Source organism: Dyadobacter sp. CECT 9275 (assembly GCF_907164905.1).
GTDB lineage: Bacteria > Bacteroidota > Bacteroidia > Cytophagales > Spirosomataceae > Dyadobacter > Dyadobacter helix.
In genome coordinates this window covers 503,227-524,596 of sequence record NZ_CAJRAF010000002.1, presented here as the reverse complement: position 1 = coordinate 524,596, position 21,370 = coordinate 503,227, and the positions used below count along the sequence as shown (strand labels likewise).

Below are 21,370 nucleotides of genomic sequence, written 5' to 3'. Positions count from 1 at the left end.
TAACGTTTTATCCGGTGGTGTTAAATTTGGCAACTGCTTTTATGTAAATTTGGTTCTTAAGATTCAGAAAACCACCTAAATATTGGTTAAATGGAACATACTTGATGCCGAATGGCTCTGAATCTGCTTTTATGGCCTAATACCTACGTTTGTTGCGGTTAATGGATTAATGGTAAATATTAAAATACACTTATGACTCGTTTTCTTTTTTTCTGCCTGGCGGCGTCGCTTTTTATATACGGCTGTAACAGTGATTCTAAAAACAAGTCTGCGGCTTCCGGCGATTCTCTTGAAGCAGCTAAGACTAAATCAGCCTCGAAAAAAAACATTGTTTTCTTTGGAAACAGCCTGACGGCCGGATATGGACTGGATGATCCTTCCCTGGCTTTCGCAGGCCTGATTCAAAAACGGATTGACTCACTCGGCCTGGCCTATAAAGTTATTAATGCGGGGGTAAGCGGTGAGACCACGGCAGGCGGCAACAGCCGGATAGACTGGCTGCTCAAACAGCCTCTGGATGTTTTTATTCTGGAACTGGGAGGGAATGATGGCCTCAGGGGTATTCCGGTATCGGAAACAAAGAAAAACCTCCAGTCGATATTGGATAAAGTCAAAGCTAAGTATCCCGACGCAAAGTTGATACTGGCCGGGATGCAGATCCCGCCCAATATGGGACAGGAATATACTTCTCAGTTCAGGATGCTGTATGCTGATATAGCCAAAACCAATCATGTTCAGCTTATCCCTTTTTTGCTCGAAGGCGTTGGAGGTGAACCCAAACTGAATCTGCCTGACGGTATTCATCCGAATGTAGCCGGGCACAAGATCGTGGCGGAAAACGTTTGGTCAATACTGAAAGACCAGCTTTGATCCACCTCACACCGGTTTGATCATTTTCCACAGTTCCATTTTTGCCTGCAGTATTTCATTTTTAGATACAAAATGATCGAAGGTAGCATGTCCGTTAAATCTTTTGGATTCTGCTGCGCGCAATAGGTATGCCTTGTTACTGAAGGGATCAATCCACTGATCGGAAGAAGGTTCCTGCACAAAAATAAGATATCCCCAATTCGATTGATTCTGATGAACGTATAACCAGACGGAAACCTTAACCCGGGTACCGTCTTTGCGGGTAAATATTTTTTCGTGCGTCATAGCAATCTTTTGTATTGAAGAAGTAAGGACATCGCTTGTCTTAATCTGAAATGTCCATATAATAAGAATCTGTTCAAAGAAAGACGATGGTTTTTGCCATAATCCTCTTTGAACAGACCTCACATATTAATCAATCGTGTTGATGAATACCCTGTTTTTATTTCTAAACGACTCTGTCTCCCCGGATTACACGGAGAATAATGGCCACGACGGCAATAACAAGAAGGATATGAATAATATTACCCAATCCGAAGCTGGCAAAACCAAAGTAGCCGATCAACCATAGAATAACCAGAATAACTGCTATGGTATAAAGAAGATTTCCCATTGTGTGGACGATTTAAGTTTGATAAGAAGTTTTCCTGTTTAGAGCAATTAGGATGCCAGTATAATAATGGTCGCGGAAAGGCTGGAAAATCGAGGGATTTATCCTGAAATGAGAAAATTGAAGAAAAAAAACAATAAGTTGTAGAAAATTTATCGCAGCCTTTTATCACCAGGCCCATACACCAGACAGAACGATGTTGAGAAGAAATTTTATCCAAAACATTAGTGCCGGGATCGTGTCTGCAGCAGCTTTTCCGGGGATTTCATTTGCGGGAAACAACAGCGCCCCTGGGGGCATGACGATCCTTTTTCAAGGCGACTCCATTACGGACGGAAACCGTACCAGGAACAACGACTGGAACCATGTTATGGGCCATGGTTACGCTTTTATTGCCGCTTCCAGAATTTGGTATGATTATCCTTCAAAAGGATTCCATTTTTATAACCGGGGGATCAGCGGTAATCGAATCACCCATCTGGAAGAGCGCTGGCAGACCGATACCCTGGACCTGAAACCTGATTTACTAAGTATCCTTATTGGTATTAATGACACCGCCTGGCTGATCCAGGGTAATACTGACGCTGATGCAGCGTTTTTTGAGGAACATTACCGCAATTTGCTGCAGAAGACAATGGTAGCACTTCCAGCCTTAAAATTAATGCTGGCGGAACCCTTCATACTCCCTGTGGGCAGGGTAAAGGAAAAATGGGATACCTATTTTGCGGAGGTAAGCCTGAGGCAACAGATTGTAAAGAAACTGGCTGCAGAATTCGGGGCGGTGTTTATTCCTTATCAGGCTGCGTTTAATGATGCGCTGAACCGTGCCCCGGCCGAATACTGGATCTGGGATGGGATACATCCCATGCCTGCCGGACACGAACTGATGGCCAGATTATGGCTGGAAAAGTCGGGTTTGCTGTAACAGACTGCAAAACCATGAAGAGGTATTGACTGTAAATTTTACCAGACGGTAATTTTCAGGGATGTTGTTTCGGGTTCTTTATCAGGTGTTTTAGTAACTTTCGCTAAGCTGAAAAGCGGTACGCGGCAGGGAAGCAGAAAACTATGATTGGAAAGGTTTTTTAAATTTCTCTAATTTACATCTTCAAAAATAGAACTAACCGAATATTTAATACTACAATTAACCTACAATGAGCCATCTACCCGAACAGGGGGCTGCCAAAATTCCGGCAACTTTTACTGAAAAAAAGTATCTCGTGACGCTTGTCTTCGTCACTTCCCTTTTTATGTTTTGGGGAATTGCAATCACCATGGGCGATGTACTGAACAAACACTTCCAGCATGTCTTGAGCCTTAGCAAAACTCAGTCGGCCTTCGTTCAGTTCGCGATTTTCGGAGCCTACTTTGTCATGGGTATTCCCGCCGGTTTGTTTATGAAGCGATTCGGATATAAAAACGGAGTACTTCTGGGACTTTCCCTTTTTGCATTGGGTTCTTTTTTGTTTGTGCCTGCGGCAAATACGGCCTCTTTCGGTTTTTTTGGGATAGCATTGTTCATTTTGGGTTGTGGCCTTTCCACGCTTGAGACGGTAGCGCATCCTTTCGTAGCATCGCTGGGTAATCAGCAAACGTCCGACCAGCGAATCAACTTTGCCCAGGCGTTTAATGCCCTCGGCGCGATCATGGGACCCGCCATCGGATCTTATTTTCTGCTCCGTAATAATGTGCAGGGCAGTACCGATCTTACATCTGTGAAGCTGCTGTATATTGCCATCGGCAGTGTTATTTCCCTCATCGCGTTCTGTTTTTCTTTTGTGAAAGTACCAGCACTGACCGATCCGCATGTGACCGGAGCCAATCCGGATGCAGTGAATATAGATATGGAACCCGGTAAGAAACTTATACACCACCGCCATTTTGTATGGTCGGTGATTGCGCAGTTTTTCAACGTGGCAGCCCAGGGTGGAACATGGGCGTTCTTCATCAATTATGGTCACGAGAAAATGGGATTTACAGATGTGGTGGCAGGGAACTATATGATCATATTCATGGCGCTGATGTTAGCGGGCCGGTTTGTGGGTACCTTCCTGATGCGCATGATTGCGCCGCATACCTTGCTTGCTATTTTCGCAGCCTGTAATGTCCTGATGTGCATCATTATCGCTCAGAGTCTTGGTTGGCCTTCATTCATTGCCTTGCTGATGCTTAATTTCTTTTTCAGCATCATGTTCCCGACTATCTTTAGTCTGGGCCTTAAAAATCTCGGGGCACACACACAGCAGGCATCTTCCTTCATTTCCATGGGGGTAGTGGGCGGAGCGGTTTTCCCGTTTGCAATGGGAGCGGTGGCCGAATACGACGTTGCCACGGCCTATTATTTACCCATTGTCTGTTATTTCGTCATTTTCCTTTTCGGATTTAAATTTTATAAAGTACACTGATTTTAAATTTTTAACTGTCCATTTCGGTCTGATGCCTGTATTATTAAAAACAGGTATATCTGAATAAAAACAACTGAGCATAATTAACATGAAACTTTGGGGAGTAGACTTGGGCGGTACCAAGATAGAATGTGCCGTACTGGATTCTGATAATAATCTGGAAGTAGTTTTGAGAAAACGTTTGCCAACAGAATCGGCAAAGGGATATGAGCATATATTGTCCCAGATTAAAAAACTCGTCGATCTGGTGGCTGAGGAAATTGGTGAGGTACCTCAAAAAGTAGGCTTTGCCACGCCGGGTGTGCTGGAACCTGAGTCGCAGCTTATGAAAAATTGTAACACCACATGCCTTAACGGGATGCCCTTGGCAAAGGATCTTGAAAAAATACTGGGTGTCCCGGTCAAGCTGGCCAATGACGCCAACTGTTTTGCATTGGCTGAGGCGCTGATGGGGTCTGGTAAAGATTTTCCCGAGGCGGAAGTTGTGTTCGGCGTGATCATGGGCACCGGCGTGGGCGGTGGTCTTGTGGTGCATAATAAGATCATAGGCGGACATCATGGCATCGGCGGAGAATGGGGACATAATATCCTTGAAGAGAATGGTGAGCCTTGTTACTGCGGAAAATCGGGGTGTGTGGAACAGGTGATCTCTGGTCCTGCACTTGAAAGATATTATGAGCAGGTTAGTGGGGAGAAGCAGTCGCTCAAAACTATCCTTCAGCAATACCAGGAGGGTGGAAACGAGTTTGCCCGGGCAACTGTTGAAAGGTTGATCGAATTTTATGGCAAAGCGATTTCAACGCTCATCAACGTATTGGACCCCGGACTGATCGTGATTGGCGGAGGTGTGGGCAATATCGACCTGCTGTATACCGAGGGGTATGAAAAAATTAAAAAGTACATTTTCAACAAGGGCATCGTTACCACACCTATCCTGAAACCAAAACTCGGTGACAGCGCCGGGGTTTTTGGAGCGGCACTGCTGTAAGGATACCGGATAATGAAAACATACCTGGAATGGTTTCATCAAGACTGGCCCAGGTTTTTTTGTGAACGGTGCTTTGTGCTGAGGGATATTTTTATGTTAAAAATAAGATAACAGAATAAACAGCAGGGTGAGGAGTAAATTTCATTATTTCGGTGTTTAACATTAAGATGTTTTATCTTTAAAAAAAGCTAAATCCGATGAGAAAATTATTCCTTTTATTCCTTTTGTCAGCAGGTTCGGTTTTAACCTACGCACAGACGTGGAAGAACGACAAAGCGCATTCGCAGCTTAAATTTGATGTTACCCACCTGGGTGTCTCGACGGTTTCCGGTGCTTTTACTGACTTTGATGCCACCATTACGGCGACAAAACCTGATTTCAGCGATGCCAAATTTGAGCTTACAGCAAAAACGGCATCTATTAATACAGGCGTTGAAAAGCGTAATGATCACCTGAAATCAGCTGATTTTTTTGATGCAGCGGCTAATCCTGAATTAACTTTTAAAAGTACTGGTCTGAAAATCATAGCCAAGGATAAATTCCAGCTTACCGGTGATCTGACCATGCACGGTGTTACAAAGCCAGTAACACTGGAGCTTTGGTACCGGGGTACCATTACCAATCAGATGAGTAAAAAGCCGGTGGCTGGTTTCAGGGCAACCGGAACTGTAAAGCGTGCTGATTTCGGTATTGGGCCTAAATTTCAACCACCAATGATCAGCGAAGAAGTACTGATCATCGCTGACGGCGAATTTGGTCCTCAGTAGATTGATAAGAAATCAAGATAAAAGAAGAAGTCAGGCTATGCGGGCCTGACTTCTTCTTTTTATACTCAAAATAAATTGGTCCCCAACCGGAACGTTCCGCCTGACCATAAGGTTACTTGACAAACCCTTTGGTAAGGTATGTTACCAATCCATCACCACCGCTTCATAAGCGTGGAATTTCGCTATTTCAAAAGATAGGTAATCATCCTTCCAGCTGAACGACAGGGGTTTCTCATTGGAAAGTGTAAAAACATTTGAAGGTTTTTTCGGTGATCTGATTTTGAATGTCAGGTTGTGCTGCACATAAGGATCGAAGTAAGTATTGCCGCTGAATCCCGTGAGGTTGATCAGATGAAGAATCTGGCCGTCAGTAGCTTTGGAAGTTGACAATCCCTTTATGTTTTTACGGTATTCTGTCAGAATCGTTTCCACACGGGCGGGAGCGTTGGTGCGAATATCGGAGTCCGCGTCTGGCAAAAGGTGTTTGATTACGTCCAGTATGATTCGCTTATGCTCCTGATAACCATGTATATAGTAAAGTTTTCCTATGTTTACAGGCAGGATAACTGCCTGGCCATTTCCGTTTCTCTTTATACTCATGGCATGGTAACCTGTGGGGGTATGTCCACCTATAATTTCGGGAGGGCCCGGGCGGCCTTTGGATAAAATAGGCAGGTATTGCTTATCCGTCGCTGTCATATCGTAAAGGCCCAGATTGTACTTCCAGAACATCATATTTTGACCTTTGAAGTTTTTGAACACCGAGCGATCGTCAGGCACCAGGTAGTTACCTGCTCCATCATTGTCTTTTTTGACAATTTTAACACCGAAAATTTTGTACAAGTCCGCCGGGGTATCAAACAGGCTACGGTTGGTGGCAATCAGCTGGGTTCCTGCCAGGTTCGCTTCTTTGAGTATCTTTATGGCGTCGGGTTTCAGGTAAGTGATTTCGGGTAACAGGATCAGTTTATAGTGCTTGATCTTTTCTTCCAAGTTGCCAATTTGCCCGTCTTCGATGATATCAAAAGGGATATGGGCTTCTCTGAGCATCAGTTGTATCCCGCGGTATTCCTGCATGGGATCACCGCTGGGCCAGGCGCCAGGTGCGATAATGGCTACTTTCGCCCTGGATTTGTATTGGCCGAAATAAGCCTCATGTTTTTTGTGAAAGCTGTACACCTCTCTGAAAACCGGATAGTTGCGCTCGTCTTCGTATCCCCGCATGTCGCCCATCATGCTCATATCCAGCCCCGAACCGTTTGCAATATTTTCATAAAGCCGTATCCGCACTTCCGCAGGTTCAATGGCGTTGTACCGCGACTGAAAGGAAATTTGTTGTATGCTGGCATTGCTGATTATATGATGCGGGAAGGAATTAACCGCATTACTCACATTATCCGACGCCGTATAGGGCCAATAGGGAAGGCTGGTCATACTTTGTGACTCGTGCCGGATGATGTCCACAAACTTGTCCGAATAGGTACAAATCGCAATTTGAGGGTTTTTTGATTTGACCAGCCTATGCAGTTTTTCCGACCATTCCTCTACGGTTTCTTTCTTGAAATCCAGGTAGCGCTGAAACAGCGGGTCGGCCTTGTTTTCCTCCTTCGGAAGTGTGAGCCCGTTACTGAACGCAGCAAACCGTTTTTGATCCGATTCGTTCTGGTCGATACCATGATATTTATCTTCATAGGGATTTCGTACCTGGTAGCCCGGCATGTTGAGAAAAATTCCGTCAATCGGAAACAGGTCAATCACTTCCTCAATAATCTGAAAAGCCTTTTCCTGTACGTACGGAGCGTTGATCGAAACCACATACATGTCCGTATTGATCATGCGCTCCCCTTTGGGGGAAATATAACACCAGTCGGGGTGGGCTTTGAAGATACTTTCGTGGACCCGGCTGAAGTCAAAACGCACCATAACCCGTATCTGATTTTCGTGGCACTTTTTAATAATAGCTCCCAATACACCCGGTTTCATGTACGGATTGGTGTAATGAAAATCCAGTTTTGTCGGATAAAATGCCATAATACCTCCCGCGTTTATCAGCAGGGTATTGGCTGAAACACTGATCAGGTCCGCTACAACGGAATCGGCATCTAGCGTTGCAGCTTCATAATCGGGAAGGTTCATCTGGATCATGCGCAGGTTGTTTTGCTGCCACCAGCCTTTTTTCGTTCCCTTTTCCTGGGCAAGTAGCGTTGCCGTTTGCAGTATCCCAAATAAAATCAGCAGGTAATTTTTCATGAATATCAGTGATGTAATGCGGCTTAAAATCGGCCATAACGCCGGTTAATGTTCCTGAAAGAGCGGTAAAACAAGTGCTTCTACTGTAATAAAGGTGCTTATTTGAAGATGACTCACTCGGTCTGGCCTGATTTTTTTTTCTGTTTTCTGTAAACAAAACAAGCGGACGATAATTTACTTTTCAGTGGTCCAAATCAGAAGATTCTGCTTTTTAATCCTATCGTTTTTTCTGGACGATATTCCTTTTGCTCATGGCCAAAACAACTGGGTGAAAAAGATTATCCGGAAGGCCTTGAGCGATACCACGGCGCCCGGACGGCCCAGTTTCAGGATCTATCCGACACTGGCCTATTCCCCGGAAACCAGTTTTGAATTTGGATTTTCTTCACTTCTGTTGTTTCAGGCGAAAAATGATTCCCTTAACCGGCTGAGCGAGCTGAACGCATTTACTTTTGTTACATTGGAAGGCCAGTATGGGATCTGGCTGGACAATGCAATATACGGGGATAAGGATAAATGGTTTTTTCTGGGAAAAACACGTTTTCAGCGATTTCCTCTACTGTATTATGGCATAGGTCCCGAAACCTCCGGGCACGATCCTGCACTGATAGACGCCAATTACCTGCTGCTCAAACAACGTGTACTGCGTAAGATAATTCCGAACTTCTTCGCGGGACCGGAGATTGACTATCAGCAATTATACAATACGCATTTTGAACAACCTGAAAACCATTCATATCCGTTGCCTTTGGGAAGTTCAGGCGGGCGGAACCTGGGCTTGGGAGCAGCGCTGGTGTACGACAACCGTCATAATGTACTCAATGTCCGGAAAGGATTTTTCGGTGAAATTTCGTATCTGAACTACAATAGAAGTCTTGGAAGTAAATATCAGTTCTCGGGCTGGAACCTGGATGTTCGCTCTGCGCATCCGATGGGCACGCGTAACGTACTGGCGTGGCAGGTGTACGGTAATTTTTTCTCTGGTAATATTCCATTTAACCAACTGGCCCTCATGGGTGGTGAAATGATAATGCGGGGATATTACTCCGGCAGATACCGGGATAAAAACATGCTGGCGGTACAAACGGAGTATCGCTGGCTTCCGTTCAGGTTTAGCAGGCGTTTCGGAGGAGCTGCCTTTGCTTCCGCCGCAGTGGTGGCTCCCAGGGTTGGTCAGTTTGCTTTCAGGCATATCCGGGTTGCAGGAGGAGTGGGCCTGCGGTATTTGTTGTTTCCTCAAAAGGATATTTACCTGAGACTTGATGTTGGTTTTACGAAGGATGGCCCAGGTTTTTATTTATTTACGGGTGAAGCTTTTTAGGGTATTATTCCGGCTGGGCGGAATACGAAATACTTACCAGAAGCAGGAGTATGCCCACAAAACCCAAAGCGACAGGTAATGAGGAGAATTCAGCAATAAAACCAATAAGCGCCGGACCTGCCAGCTGGCCGGCATAACCCAGCGTTGTAACGGCGGGAAGAGCCACAGCTGCTGGTATGCCGGAAATACGCCCGGCAGCGGTGAAGAATACCGGAACGGCATTGGCCGCACCCAGTCCTATGAAAGTAAAACCAATTAGTGCGGCGTACGAATATGGGAGCAAGACGGCCATAAAGTAACCCGCAGCAGCCATCAGAGTACCTAGTACTACCACTTTTCGGGTTCCGAGTCTGTGAACGATTTTATCACCGGTAAGGCGCATCGCTGCCATAGCAACAGAAAACGAAGCAAAGCCAATACCGGATAGGGATGGATCAAATCCACGGGAGAACTGGAGAAATACAGCGCTCCAGTCGAGCAATGCGCCTTCGGCCAGAAATAACACAAAACACATCAGCCCAAGCCGTAGTACGGGCCCGGTGGGTAAGGTAAACTTGAATGTATCCACCCGGCTTTCCTTTGTATGCGGCAGCAAGCGGGAATATTGGGTAATCGCAATCAGGAGCAGCAGGACAGAAATACTGATTGCGGCAACGGTAGGAGATAAACCATATTTGATCAGAAATCCCAGGCCAATGGAACCAACAAGTCCTCCCAGACTGAACATTCCATGGAATGCCGACATAATGGGCCTGCCATAGCTGTTTTGTACTACAATGGCATGTGCATTCATGGCTACGTCGATTGTGCCGATGGCTGCTCCAAAAACGAACAACGCAGTGGCAAGAGAAAACGCTGAACCAGCAATAAGAAGCAAGGGTAACATGAGAGCGATCACCACAGCAGCGACCAGGGATACTTTACGGCTGCCATACTGGTTGATGAAAAGACTGGTAAAGGGCATGGTAAGAATGGCTCCTGCCCCGAGGGATAAGAGTACAATACCCAGATTTGCCTCGCTGAGCCCAAGGTTGGTTTTAACAAAAGGTACCATGGGAGCCCAACTGGAAATTCCAATTCCGCAGACCAGGAATATTAACAGAGTAGCCGTACGGGCAGATTTGATTACCGGAGAAGCAGAAATGGAATTGTTGGCAGGCATGTCAGGAAAAAATGGGAGGACTAAGAATTAATACAATTTTGCATTAATTACTCCCTCTATGAGTTTTGGGCAAAGCATATCCTGTATAACGAAATAAAAATGACGCGGATTTCTCCGCGCCATTTTGTTTCAAACCGGATTACAGATTTTTTTTCTTCGTTTCCTTTACGGCAAAATCAACCGCTCTGGCCGTTAGGGCCATGTAAGTAAGGGATGGATTTACGCAGGATGCCGAAGTCATACTGGCCCCATCGGTGACAAAAACATTTTTAACAGCATGTAGCTGATTGTTGCCATTAAGTACGGAAGTTTTCGGGTCGCGCCCCATTCTGGCAGTTCCCATTTCGTGGATGGCCATACCCAGATAAGAGCCGTTGTCGTAAGTTTTTACATTTTTCACCCCTGACCTTTCCAGCATTTCAGCAGCGTCAGCCATCATATCCTTACGCATTTTATGTTCATTTTCACGCAGGTCTGCGTCAAAAACAACCACTGGCATGCCCCATTTGTCTTTCTTGTCTTTGCTCAGGTACATGTGGTTCTCATGGTACGGCAATGTTTCGCCAAATCCACCTAAGCCCATCGTCCATGGTCCCGGTGTAGTGAGTTCCTCTTTGAAATCGGCGCCAAAGGCAAGCTCAGCAACATTGCGCTGCCAGCCCTGGCGTCCGCCGCTTCCCTGATAACCAAAGCCACGGAGGTACTCGCGCTTGTCGTTTCCTATGTTACGATATCTGGGGATATAGATACCATTTGCCCTTCTTCCAAAGTAATATTTGTCGAGGTCGCCTTCCCAGACCCCGCTGGCCCCGGTACGGAAATGGTGGTCCATCAGGTTATGGCCCAGTTCACCAGAATCATTTCCCATTCCGTTGGGAAAACGGTCCGAGGTAGAGTTCAGCAATACTACCGTAGAGCCAATTGCACTGGCACATACAAAGATCAGTTTGGCGAAATATTCCTTCTCCTCCAGAGTAACCGAGTCCGTTACCCGCACTCCTGTTGCTCTTTTTTTCTTGTCGTCATAAACAATTTCCCTCACTACGGAATCGGGACGGAGGGTAAGAAGGCCGGTTTTTACGGCTGGTGGCAGCGTACTGGACTGTGTACTGAAATAGGCGCCGTAAGGGCAGCCAAGCGAGCAACGGTTGCGGTACTGGCATGGGGAGCGGCCTCCTTCCAGTTGTATTTTGGTAGGCTTTGAAAGATTCGCAACCCGTCCTATGGTCATGTGTCGGCCCGGAAACTCTTTTTCCAGTCTTTTGCGTACCTCCTTTTCAACGAAGTACATATCCATTGGCGGGAGGAAGTCGCTGTCCGGCAATTGGGGGAGCCCGAGTTTTTCTCCTGAAATACCCACGTGTTTTTCTACATAGGAGTACCAGGGAGCTATATCTTTATAACGTATGGGCCAGTCAACGGCGATCCCGTCTTTCAGGTTAGCTTCAAAATCCAGGTCACTCCAGCGGTACGACTGCCTGCCCCACATGATTGATTTTCCTCCTACGATATTAGGCCTGAACCAGTCAAATCTCTTCTTTTCTTCGTACATGGAATCGGAGTCGTTCATCCAGTACTTCTCCGTCATCTCATTGTAAGGATAATCCCTGGAAAGGAAGGGGTGTGTTTCCTTTTGTTTTATCGTCAGCCTGCCGTTGTATTGCGATTCCCAGGGTGCTTTTAAAGCGTTTTCGTAGCCAGTTACATGTTCCAGGTTTTTGCCTTTTTCCAGCATCAGTACCTTTAAACCCTTTTCGGTGAGTTCTTTAGCTGCCCAGCCGCCAGATACCCCCGAGCCGATCACAATGGCATCGTAGGTTAATTCTTTTTGCGCATCAATATTTAAATTCGCCATTTGTTTTTTGTCAATTAAAACTATTTTTCACATCACTGATCGGGCACATCCTTACGGGATTGTGTTCATTTCATAAGCCCGGTTTCTGAAACTTACAGTGCCCAGGTTTTTTGTCCTTTTGGCATCGGCCACGATCCCTGAAAGCGGCCGGGTATAGGTAAGTAGTCAAGCGCCTGTGTGGCACCGGCTTCTGACGTGAAGAAGCCGGTCACGGTCAGGCTTTTCATCAGGAGGAAAAACGGTTTGTCGGATACCGTTGTCTTTTTCAGGACCTCATTTTTTTGAGTGGTATCCAGTGCCGTAAAAGCTTTGCCGTACGCATCGAGGCTGGTCTTATTAACTTTTTCCAGTCCGTCGTAAAATTTTTGCTGGTCTTCCCGGATGTAACAATCGCGCATCACACGTGTTATAAATTTTTCGACTCCTGCCGCTTTTGCTCCCGGGGTCCCTGTTGCCGGTATGATGACCTCGGCCACCTCGGCCAGCAAAATTTCCTGATCGGGAGATATCAGGAGGGATGGTCCGAAGTTCAGTTTTTCGCCCATTACACCTGCTATGAGCGGCGCCGATATGGCCCCTCCCAGCAGAAACGTAATCCTTTGAACGGCTTCTCTACGATTCATTTTCAATGATTTATGGTTAGTGGTTAAGATGCTTAGTGTTTTGTTCTGATCGTTAACGTGTACGTCCGGAATGCAGATACAAATGCAATAATCCGGTGAGGGTATGGGTTGACAAACTGTTCCCATTGCGAAGATGATAGATCAGGACATTGCATTGAAATAAATTTCAAGGTCTATAAAATGTCGAATATAAAAGTTTTAAACTGAATATAAAACAAGTAAATCGGGGCAGAATCCTGCTGAATGTACAGCTGCCCGGTTTACTTTCTCCGGATTTGCTTGATTGGATAATAAAATTTCTAACTTACGTAATCATCAATGAGACGTGGGATAAGTACTAAGTTGCATCAGAATTTTCTTTAAGCTGATTAATTGTTTGTGAGACATCTTCTTTCTCTTGCCGGGTTTTATTTCCGGATCCTCTTCGTTGGATTTTGTTTTACCTATCCTGCTTCTTTGTATGGCCAGGAATATTCCTTCAAGCATTATAACAGTGAAAACTCATTGCCTCAGAATTCGATCGATGGAATCGTAACAGATAGTAAGGGGTATCTGTGGTTTTCCACGCAGGCAGGTATTACGCGCTTCGATGGACGCGAATTTGTTGTATTAAATGCGACACAAATTCCCTCCATGTTTTCGGACCGGATCGGTTGGATTGGAGTTGACAATCATCACAGAGTCTATTTTAAGGATGAGGGAGACAAACTTTTCAGGCAGAAAGGGGATGGGCTGCAGTTTGAACCGGTTGATGACAGTAGCTCTGTTCATATAATAGGATTTTACAATGCCCATGTGACCGAGATCAGGAAAAGCGAGTTTTTGAAAAGAAACCCCATTTATCCGCAGGTCACGAATCCTGTGACGAATGCTCAGACCTCCGACGGCACAAGCTGGACTTACTTTCATGATCCGAAAACCGATAAAGGTGTTCTCAATTTTTTTTCCGCTTCAAAAGCCGGGTACGTGTCTTCAGAAAGGATTCAGAACTCTTTAATGCTGCAGTTTTCTGATACACTTTGTTTTTTAAACCGTTCGGGGCAGGCCTCATTTATGAAGAATGGCAAATATCTCCACGCGGGACCGATCGAAACCGGCATCAGTTTTGACCAGAAAAGCAGGATTTTATACCTGGCTTTGGCCAATAACTATCTGGTGAGGGATAACAATTTATATGAGATATACCTTATTCCCCGGCTCGGGCTTGGTCTTAAAATGGTCATAAAAGATCTGCCCTGCCATAATATAGAGATCATACACAAGATACCGGGAACTGGTATTTATGCTATTGGAAGTTCAACAGACGGGCTTTATCTTTTTTATCCCAAGCTGTTCGAGGCCATCACGTATAGTCCTGACGCAACGCTTGCCTACACCAATACTTACGCGATAACAACAAAGGGTGATGAGGTCATCAATACGGATTATACCTATCACTTAAACAGCAGGAAATTCCAGCAGCATGCGGATGTTGTGCCTTTCTTTTTATTTAGGGATGCCGATGGATGGATCTATTATTCTAAAAGGGCTCAGAATGCGTCTGCGTTTTTATTTAAAACGAAGGATTTTGTTACATCAGAAAAACTAGGCTGGTTTCAGGACGAGTTGTGTGCGATGCAGAGTAGTTTGGCAAACAGAAATCGGCTGTATTTTGTGACCAGGAGCCAGCTGGGATATCTTGAAAATAACCAAATCAAAATATTGCTGGACTTGACGCCCGGCACAATTGAGCAACCCGGAGATATGATCATGCAGTGTATGCTTGTTGAAAAGGGCAGGATCCTGATTGGGACAAATCGGGGGATTTTTGGTTATGACCTTGCATCGGGGAGTTTCTCACCGATAGGTTCCAGCTCCAAATTACAGGTCAGGTCCATTTACAGAGATTCAGGGAACAATATTTTTGTGGGAACTTACGGAAAAGGATTGTTTCTGCTCAGTGGAGACAAGACAATTGAACTTCCCCTTGACCTGAATAAAAGCCTCAAATACACACATTGTTTTATGGAGGATGGTGAGGGACGTATGTGGGTCACCAGCAATGACGGTTTGTTTGTGGTATCCCGGAAAAATTTGCTGGAAAGTGCCATCGATAAAAACAAGATGGCCTATTATCATTCATTTGACAAAATACAGGGGCTGCCCGGTTATGAGTTTAACGGCGGGTGTTCGCCCTGTGCAGCCAAAAATGATGCGGGACTTTTGTTTTTTCCATCACTGAAAGGTATGATTTCCGTAGATCCGAAAAAGGTCTCACTCATGTATCCTGACAAAAAAATATACATAGACCGCATACAGATCGACGACTCTACGTTTCATGATCTGGACGAAAACCTGCTGGTTCCGAGGGGGTTTTCACAGCTGCTTATCTATGTATCTACTCCTTATTATGGTAAAGCTGATAATCTGAAAATCGAATATTTCGTCAGCCAGGTGCAGAATGTCTGGGCGCCGATTGTAGATGGGAAAATTGAATTAAAACTACTGTTACCCGGGGATTACATCTTAAGGTTAAGAAAACTTTCTTTCATCAATGCCAGACCAGCATATATCTATCATGATGTTCGGTTTACGGTTTTGCCATATTGGTATGAAACCACCATTTTCAGGGTAATCTGTACGATACTGGTCTGTGTGCTGATCTGGCTGGGGTTTCAGTTCAGATACCGTTACATAATCAGACAAAATGCCATATTGGAGGAGAAAATTGCCGAAAGATCAAAGAGCCAGCAATTACTTATAGAAAGTCTGGAGCTCAGTTACAAGAACTTACAGGCATCGGAGAACAAGCTGCAGAACCTTCTTTCAGACAAGGAGAATGTTTTTTCAATATTGGTCCATGATCTGCGCTCACCGTTACGATATCTGCATAAAAATTCGGCGCATCTGGCAAAAAACTGGACCCACTATACACGCCAGGAACTTAGGGAGGTGATTGTTCAGCTGGACTGCTCCACTAAGGAAATTCATTATTTTACCGAAGAGCTTATGAACTGGATGGCCGCGCTGGACAAAAATCAGCCTGTTGAAAAGGAGGAACTTTCGGTAGCAGAAGTGGTGGACGAACTTTCCCTTCTTTATAAAGAGATACTGAATCAGAACAACAATACGTTGAACAATGGCATTTCTCCGGACCTGAAGATTTTCACCAACCGGTTTTTACTCAAAACCGTATTAAGGAATTTGATCGACAATGCCAATAAAAATACGGAATATGGGAATATTTCAATTTTGGCTGTTCGGGAGGGCAATTGTGTCGTCATTACAGTTTCGGATGACGGGACGGGTATGTCCGATGAGATGATCCTCAATATGAATACCTACCTACAGGGCGATGCTGAGTCGTCTAAAGTTAATTCACAGTTCGGGCACATCATCATGAAGGATGCACTTCGTGCCTTGGAGGGAACGTTGGAATACTCCAAAACTTCCACCACGCTGAATGCCAATATTCGTTTGAAAGATGAGGGAGGAACTAAATAAGCTGATGTGCTTTGGCAAGCTCCATAAGCTCAATGATATTGGAGACCTTAAGTTTGTCAAAAACCTTGGATTTATGGGTTCCAACGGTAGAAGTATGGATATTTAGCGTTTGAGCAATGGTAGTAAGGTTGTCACCGGCTAATATACGACGTGCTATTTCAAACTCTCTTTCTGTCAGCAGGTCGAATGGATTATCGGAACCAGAGAAATATTTGTCGTCCAGAATGGCTTCCATGATCTCCTGGCTAACATACCTTTTGCCGTTCAGTACCGCCTTAATAGCATAAAGAATATCATCATCTTCGCTGTTTTTGTTTACATACCCCTTCACACCCAGTTTAATGTAACGTTTTATAGAGGCATAATCCGAGACCATGGAGAACAGAAGTATCTTAGCGTCAGGTCGTTGTGTGATAATTCTGCTGATCAGCCCCAGGGCATCGGTATTGGGAAGCGTTATATCCAACACAATGAGATCATAATGGTCGGCTGTAATTTTCTTCAGTGCAATATTACCATTAGATGCCTCGTCTGTTTTAACTGAAGGAAAGGAATCTCTTAGTAAAAGTTTTAGGCCCGATCTTACAATTGAATGATCGTCTACTAGCAAAACGTTAAGCATAAATCAGTGGGGGTAGAATATCAATTATACGAATAATAGTACAAATTTAATGAAATCCCTAATAAAGTAACTAGTCTGATAGTACAAATTGGACTTAGCACCCTGATTACTCAAAATTAAATTAATACTACAAATTATAGAGAAGTAATTTTAATTGAATAGTACTTTGTATTCCTGCGTTACCTCTGTGTGTTGTGTCCGCCGGAATCGTTGATTTGTACCATACAATGCGTAGAATGTCTTACCGTAGTGCCGGTTTGTTCTACGATATTTGCGGATAGGAGAGTTACCCGTACACGGGTTGATTTTTAACTTTAACAGGAGAAATCGTGAGCAGCCATAATCGTTTTTCAAGTCTGGTTCTTAACAAATGCCCTAGATGCGGGGAGGGGGATTTTTTTGTTACCAGAAGTGCTTATACCCGGAATTTTGATAAAATGCATAAAAGTTGCCCCCACTGCGGTCAGAATTTTGTGCCGGAGCCGGGGTTTTATCAGGGGGCGCTGTATATGAGCTACGCGTTTTACGTGGCTTTTATGCTGGTTTATTTTTTGATTTTTGTTAATTTTTTTGAAGCCTATCTCAACTATTTCCTGGTCAGTATTATTCCGGTCCTCATCCTGCTCACGCCCTTGTTTTACCGGATGGCGAGGCGTTCGTGGCTGGCAATATTCATCAAACCGACACATGAAAAGGTTGTGGAAGAATAGGATGCAAAAATAGAATTCAGAACTTTTTTGCAAAGAAGTTTGATCTGAGGGGGGAGATCAAACTTCTTTTATTTTTTCCTTACCGAATGTAGTTGAAAGCTACCAGGTGCTTTTTGAAAATACGTTCATATTCTTCGGCGGCGGCATCCTCCCCGGCATGTCTGCAGGAGCGCACGATGGATTGTAGGATAAACAGGTCCGCATTCACATCGATGATGGAAGAGTCCGGATTTTGCCTGGCCCAGCGCAGGTTCTCGTCTGACCGCCTGGCCATGGTATCTGCCAGTTGTAAAGCCTTCTTACGTTCGTTGATATCAAAAAAGATCCCTGTAAAACCTGCCGAAGCCTGGTCGTACGGTATGGTGTCATCCGGCATTACGGCAATAGCCCTTTCGGCAACCTGCCTGGCTTCGGCTATCCTTTTTTCGTTTACCAGTTGTTCGGCAAGGCGCAGAAATGACATTCTGGCTGTCACAATGGGCGCGCCCCGGTAGGTATCATCATAGTAGGTATCTTTATTATTGAGTTCGCGCCAGGCCATTTTGTTCATCATGTTGTTAAACATGATATCGGTATTTACATAACCATCCTGTGCCCCCTCTACCCGCGCCGGAAGCAGGCGGTAGGCATACCCTTCCAGCTGCATGTACTCTGTCAGGCCAAGATGATTGGATTTTCCCATGGTAGAAGAAAAATAGATAGGCCGCTTCCAATTGTTGGTAGCGATGATATCCAGCATCACCAGATCCCCCTTGTAAAGGTCTTTGTTCCCGATGGTCCAGTACATGGCGTTCCCTATAAAGGGCTGCAGGTCTTTCTTTACAATTTTCATGCTATCTACCTCAGCGGTATTCACCGGCAGGAAAAGTACCGAAGAAGGTAAAACGGATGTCATGTCGCCACTTGTAAGCGGAACCTGCAGCGCCTTGTTATCCTGTTTGATCAGTTGCAGATATTCGTTAAGATTAATGCCGGACTTCACACCAGGTATTTCATAAAAAGGAACGATGTCATTTTTCCCGGTAATGTAATTAGCCATTTCCAGTGTCATGGGTAGAGCATCCGACCGGTTAATTTTTCGTCGCAGCTGACGGATATACCAGTCGGCTCCCATAAAGGTTTGTACGCAAACACGGACGTCGGTACGGAAGCCTTCCACCTCCTGCACGTACCAGAGCGGAAAGGTGTCGGTATCGGCTCCGGTAAATAGGATCGCATTGGGAGCGCATGAGCTAAGCAGGTTTCTGGCAAAATCGACAGAATGGAAGCGGTTTCGGCGGTCGTGGTTGTCCCAGCCTTTGATCCCCATGAGCATGGGAACACCGAGACACAAGGCAGTGGCCGTAATAGCCCTGATGCCCTTTTGCTTAAGGACGCGGCTGAACGCCTGTGTACAAGCAACTACGCCCATCCCGATCCAGATGCAAAAGACATAAAAAGAGCCCACGTAGATATAATCTCTCTCGCGCGGCTCCGTTGGGGGCGAGTTCAGATATACAACAAGCCCGATACCCGTAAGCACAAATAACATCGCGAGTACGATCAGGTCCTTTTTCTGATGGAAATAAAGCAGCAACAGGCCTGCAATACCTAGTAAAAGCGGGAGCATAAAATAATTGTCGTGCGCTTTGCCTGCTGAGATGGACGTCGGGAATGCCTTAAAAGCGTCCCATGGCAACAAAGTTCCGGCGCCCTGGGCGTCACCCATTCTTCCCGAAAAATTCCACAGAAAATAACGCCAGTACATGGTACCCATCTGGTAAGAAAACAGGAACGAAAGATTTTGCACCATTGTAGGTTTTTGCCCGTCTGCCAATCCAGTCATAGATTGGTATAACTCCGGATGTCCCGGCTGCGAGCTGTACATCCTGGGCAAAAGCATGCTGCTCCCCGGTGCATATTCGTATTCTTGCCGGTAATCAATAATGGCATATTTGCCGTCTTTTTTCCGGTAAACCGGAGACAGTTTCTTTAGCCCTGTTGGCCGGGCTACATAGGAGGGGCCGTAAAGAAGGGGACGGTTACCATACTGTTCTCTTTTGAGATAATATACAAAACTGAGTACATCGTCCGGGCTGTTTTCGTTGATCGGCGGATTGTATCCCGACCGTACCAGTACCATGAGGTAAGAAGTGTAACCCGTTAGAATAAATGCGAGGCAAAGCAGGGTTGTATTCAGGCCCGGCATACCCCTCAGATGTGAGAACCGTATCCCCCAAACGAGGGATCCCAGAAAAAGGATGATAAAAAATAGTACACCTGAGTTGTAAGGAAGATCGAGGGTGTTGACAAAAAAGATCTCGAACTTCCCGGCCATCTCGGGCAAACCGGGAATGATACCGGTATTGATGACTGTCAGAATGACCATGCCTGTGCCGAGGGCAATTAAACCACCCACAACTCCCGGTTTAGGGTATTTTTTTAAATAGAATACCAATGCCAGAGCTGGAATGGTAACCAGATTGAGCAAATGCACTCCAATAGAAAGTCCGATCAGATAGGAGATGAAAACCAGCCAGCGGTTGGCTGCTGCGGGGTCTTCCATTTGTTCCCATTTGAAAACTGCCCATATCACAATCGCGGTAAAAAAGGAGGACATGGCATATACCTCTGCCTCCACGGCCGAAAACCAGAACGAATCGGACCAGGTATAGGCCAACGCTCCCACTACTCCTGCACCCATGATCAGGAAGGTATCAGCAGGCGACGGGATAGAGTCTGGTCCTGCAACTATTTTTTTTGTCAGCAGGGTAATGGTCCAAAAAAGGAAAAGAATGGTAAATGCACTGCTGAGTACCGAGACCATATTAATCCAGTAGGCCACCTGTGACAGATCACCGAGTGCTAACAGTGAAAAAATACGCCCGATCAGCAGAAAAAATGGTGCGCCAGGCGGGTGAGGTACCTCGAGTTTAAAGGCAGCAGCAATGAACTCGGCACAATCCCAGAAACTGGCAGTCCTTTCAACAGTGATGCTGTAAGTGGCGAAGGCAACGGTAAATACCAGCCAGCCGGTCAGGTTGTTTAAATTGTTAAATCTCTTCATACGGTAGTTTTGGTTAATAAGAAAACGGAACAGGCGATTCCCGGAAATTTTCATCATATTTGATAGACCAAAACTACTGAGGCCAAATCGGGTAGCGGAGGGGCATAGTCTTAAAAAAGGTTAAGGAATGGTAGTAAAACCTTGATTTTAACTCTATTTAACAGATGCAGGAAACACCTATGAACAGAAATGTAGAAATACGGATGCGCCACTGGGTGTATGTGGATGGCGTCAAATTTTTCGGCCCTGGCCGGCTGGAGCTCCTCGTACGTATAGCAGAAACAGGTTCCATGGCGAAAGCGGCCAAGGACATGGGTATGTCCTATAAAAAGGCATGGGCCATGGTAGATGAAATGAACGCGTTGGGTCAAAATCCTTATGTTGTGGCCCGCAAAGGCGGCCAGAAGGGTGGAGGAACCGAGCTGACCGAGACGGGACGTAAGGTAATAGAAGCGTACAAAGAGCTCAACCGAAAACTGATGAAAGTAGTGGAAGCCGAAAGTGAATTGCTGCAGCTGATATGATGCTGTATACCCGGCAGATAATGGGCCTTAAAAATGCAGAATGCACGCATAAAAGTCCGGGGTGTGCTTAAAATCCGGAGAAGTATTGATGAAGGTTTGATCTGTGAATGCAGATGCTCCAACCGCATTCTTGG

General features: G+C 45.4%; 17 protein-coding genes. 9 read left to right on the top strand and 8 right to left on the bottom strand.

Annotated elements, in window-relative coordinates:
* The first annotated feature begins 192 nt into the window (after nt 1-192).
* Nucleotides 193-870: an arylesterase gene (locus KOE27_RS10375; protein WP_215238818.1), complete on the top strand. Its 678-nt coding sequence runs from the start codon at nt 193-195 to the stop codon at nt 868-870.
* 6 nt (nt 871-876) lie between these two features.
* Here KOE27_RS10375 and KOE27_RS10370 read toward each other — a convergent pair whose 3' ends face one another.
* Entirely contained in the window at nt 877-1,155 is a 279-nt protein-coding gene (locus KOE27_RS10370) for a hypothetical protein (protein WP_215238817.1), read from the bottom strand.
* Nucleotides 1,156-1,318: 163 nt separating this feature from the next.
* Nucleotides 1,319-1,483, bottom strand: coding sequence for a lmo0937 family membrane protein (locus KOE27_RS10365; RefSeq protein ID WP_019944387.1), 165 nt, complete (start codon nt 1,481-1,483; stop codon nt 1,319-1,321).
* A 193-nt stretch (nt 1,484-1,676) separates the two neighbouring features.
* On the opposite strand from KOE27_RS10365, the gene KOE27_RS10360 reads away from it, so the two are divergent.
* The 4 genes from KOE27_RS10360 (at nt 1,677) to KOE27_RS10345 (ending at nt 5,640) form a co-directional block, all read left to right on the top strand.
* Complete coding sequence (locus KOE27_RS10360; RefSeq protein WP_215238816.1) at nt 1,677-2,405, top strand: SGNH/GDSL hydrolase family protein; 729 nt, start codon at nt 1,677-1,679, stop codon at nt 2,403-2,405.
* 229 nt (nt 2,406-2,634) lie between these two features.
* Complete coding sequence (fucP, locus tag KOE27_RS10355) at nt 2,635-3,885, top strand: L-fucose:H+ symporter permease (protein ID WP_215238815.1); 1,251 nt, start codon at nt 2,635-2,637, stop codon at nt 3,883-3,885.
* An 88-nt stretch (nt 3,886-3,973) separates the two neighbouring features.
* The gene (locus tag KOE27_RS10350; protein ID WP_215238814.1) at nt 3,974-4,873 is read left to right on the top strand and encodes an ROK family protein; all 900 of its coding nucleotides are present in this window, start codon (nt 3,974-3,976) and stop codon (nt 4,871-4,873) included.
* Nucleotides 4,874-5,070: 197 nt separating this feature from the next.
* A complete protein-coding gene (locus tag KOE27_RS10345) occupies nt 5,071-5,640 on the top strand; it encodes a YceI family protein (RefSeq protein WP_215238813.1) in 570 nt (189 codons plus the stop codon).
* Between the two features lie 141 nt (nt 5,641-5,781).
* On the opposite strand, the gene KOE27_RS10340 is transcribed toward KOE27_RS10345, so the two are convergent.
* Nucleotides 5,782-7,890 (bottom strand): alpha-amylase family protein, encoded by a 2,109-nt coding sequence (locus KOE27_RS10340; RefSeq protein ID WP_215238812.1) that lies wholly within the window; start codon nt 7,888-7,890, stop codon nt 5,782-5,784.
* 268 nt (nt 7,891-8,158) lie between these two features.
* On the opposite strand from KOE27_RS10340, the gene KOE27_RS10335 reads away from it, so the two are divergent.
* Entirely contained in the window at nt 8,159-9,211 is a 1,053-nt protein-coding gene (locus tag KOE27_RS10335; protein WP_229252733.1) for a BamA/TamA family outer membrane protein, read from the top strand.
* A gap of 4 nt (nt 9,212-9,215) precedes the next feature.
* On the opposite strand, the gene KOE27_RS10330 is transcribed toward KOE27_RS10335, so the two are convergent.
* The 3 genes from KOE27_RS10330 to KOE27_RS10320 all read right to left on the bottom strand — a co-directional run bounded on the left by KOE27_RS10330 (nt 9,216) and on the right by KOE27_RS10320 (nt 12,851).
* Nucleotides 9,216-10,373: an MFS transporter gene (locus KOE27_RS10330; protein WP_215238811.1), complete on the bottom strand. Its 1,158-nt coding sequence runs from the start codon at nt 10,371-10,373 to the stop codon at nt 9,216-9,218.
* A gap of 139 nt (nt 10,374-10,512) precedes the next feature.
* Nucleotides 10,513-12,228: a GMC oxidoreductase gene (locus KOE27_RS10325; protein WP_215238810.1), complete on the bottom strand. Its 1,716-nt coding sequence runs from the start codon at nt 12,226-12,228 to the stop codon at nt 10,513-10,515.
* Nucleotides 12,229-12,320: 92 nt separating this feature from the next.
* Nucleotides 12,321-12,851, bottom strand: a complete 531-nt coding sequence (locus KOE27_RS10320) for a gluconate 2-dehydrogenase subunit 3 family protein (RefSeq protein ID WP_215238809.1) — start codon at nt 12,849-12,851, stop codon at nt 12,321-12,323.
* 378 nt (nt 12,852-13,229) lie between these two features.
* On the opposite strand from KOE27_RS10320, the gene KOE27_RS10315 reads away from it, so the two are divergent.
* The gene (locus KOE27_RS10315) at nt 13,230-16,334 is read left to right on the top strand and encodes a ligand-binding sensor domain-containing protein (RefSeq protein WP_215238808.1); all 3,105 of its coding nucleotides are present in this window, start codon (nt 13,230-13,232) and stop codon (nt 16,332-16,334) included.
* Here the strand turns inward: KOE27_RS10315 and KOE27_RS10310 are convergent.
* Nucleotides 16,327-16,956: a response regulator gene (locus KOE27_RS10310; protein ID WP_215238807.1), complete on the bottom strand. Its 630-nt coding sequence runs from the start codon at nt 16,954-16,956 to the stop codon at nt 16,327-16,329. The genes KOE27_RS10315 and KOE27_RS10310 overlap by 8 nt on opposite strands.
* Nucleotides 16,957-17,393: 437 nt before the next feature.
* Between KOE27_RS10310 and KOE27_RS10305 the strand changes: the two genes are divergently transcribed.
* Nucleotides 17,394-17,666, top strand: a complete 273-nt coding sequence (locus KOE27_RS10305; RefSeq protein WP_229252732.1) for a DUF983 domain-containing protein — start codon at nt 17,394-17,396, stop codon at nt 17,664-17,666.
* Between the two features lie 79 nt (nt 17,667-17,745).
* On the opposite strand, the gene KOE27_RS10300 is transcribed toward KOE27_RS10305, so the two are convergent.
* A complete protein-coding gene (locus KOE27_RS10300) occupies nt 17,746-20,712 on the bottom strand; it encodes a glycosyltransferase family 117 protein (protein WP_215238805.1) in 2,967 nt (988 codons plus the stop codon).
* A 164-nt stretch (nt 20,713-20,876) separates the two neighbouring features.
* Here KOE27_RS10300 and KOE27_RS10295 point away from each other — a divergent pair, with 164 nt between their 5' ends.
* Nucleotides 20,877-21,236 (top strand): winged helix-turn-helix domain-containing protein, encoded by a 360-nt coding sequence (locus KOE27_RS10295; RefSeq protein WP_229252731.1) that lies wholly within the window; start codon nt 20,877-20,879, stop codon nt 21,234-21,236.
* Nucleotides 21,237-21,370 lie beyond the last annotated feature (134 nt).

Bases quoted from the DNA above. Each gene is read 5' to 3' on its own strand.
- KOE27_RS10375 (WP_215238818.1), top strand. From the start codon at position 193: ATGACTCGTTTTCTTTTTTTCTGCCTGGCGGCGTCGCTTTTTATATAC.
- KOE27_RS10370 (WP_215238817.1), bottom strand. From the start codon at position 1,155: ATGACGCACGAAAAAATATTTACCCGCAAAGACGGTACCCGGGTTAAG.
- KOE27_RS10365 (WP_019944387.1), bottom strand. From the start codon at position 1,483: ATGGGAAATCTTCTTTATACCATAGCAGTTATTCTGGTTATTCTATGG.
- KOE27_RS10360 (WP_215238816.1), top strand. From the start codon at position 1,677: ATGTTGAGAAGAAATTTTATCCAAAACATTAGTGCCGGGATCGTGTCT.
- fucP (WP_215238815.1), top strand. From the start codon at position 2,635: ATGAGCCATCTACCCGAACAGGGGGCTGCCAAAATTCCGGCAACTTTT.
- KOE27_RS10350 (WP_215238814.1), top strand. From the start codon at position 3,974: ATGAAACTTTGGGGAGTAGACTTGGGCGGTACCAAGATAGAATGTGCC.
- KOE27_RS10345 (WP_215238813.1), top strand. From the start codon at position 5,071: ATGAGAAAATTATTCCTTTTATTCCTTTTGTCAGCAGGTTCGGTTTTA.
- KOE27_RS10340 (WP_215238812.1), bottom strand. From the start codon at position 7,890: ATGAAAAATTACCTGCTGATTTTATTTGGGATACTGCAAACGGCAACG.
- KOE27_RS10330 (WP_215238811.1), bottom strand. From the start codon at position 10,373: ATGCCTGCCAACAATTCCATTTCTGCTTCTCCGGTAATCAAATCTGCC.
- KOE27_RS10325 (WP_215238810.1), bottom strand. From the start codon at position 12,228: ATGGCGAATTTAAATATTGATGCGCAAAAAGAATTAACCTACGATGCC.
- KOE27_RS10320 (WP_215238809.1), bottom strand. From the start codon at position 12,851: ATGAATCGTAGAGAAGCCGTTCAAAGGATTACGTTTCTGCTGGGAGGG.
- KOE27_RS10310 (WP_215238807.1), bottom strand. From the start codon at position 16,956: ATGCTTAACGTTTTGCTAGTAGACGATCATTCAATTGTAAGATCGGGC.
- KOE27_RS10305 (WP_229252732.1), top strand. From the start codon at position 17,394: ATGCATAAAAGTTGCCCCCACTGCGGTCAGAATTTTGTGCCGGAGCCG.
- KOE27_RS10300 (WP_215238805.1), bottom strand. From the start codon at position 20,712: ATGAAGAGATTTAACAATTTAAACAACCTGACCGGCTGGCTGGTATTT.
- KOE27_RS10295 (WP_229252731.1), top strand. From the start codon at position 20,877: ATGCAGGAAACACCTATGAACAGAAATGTAGAAATACGGATGCGCCAC.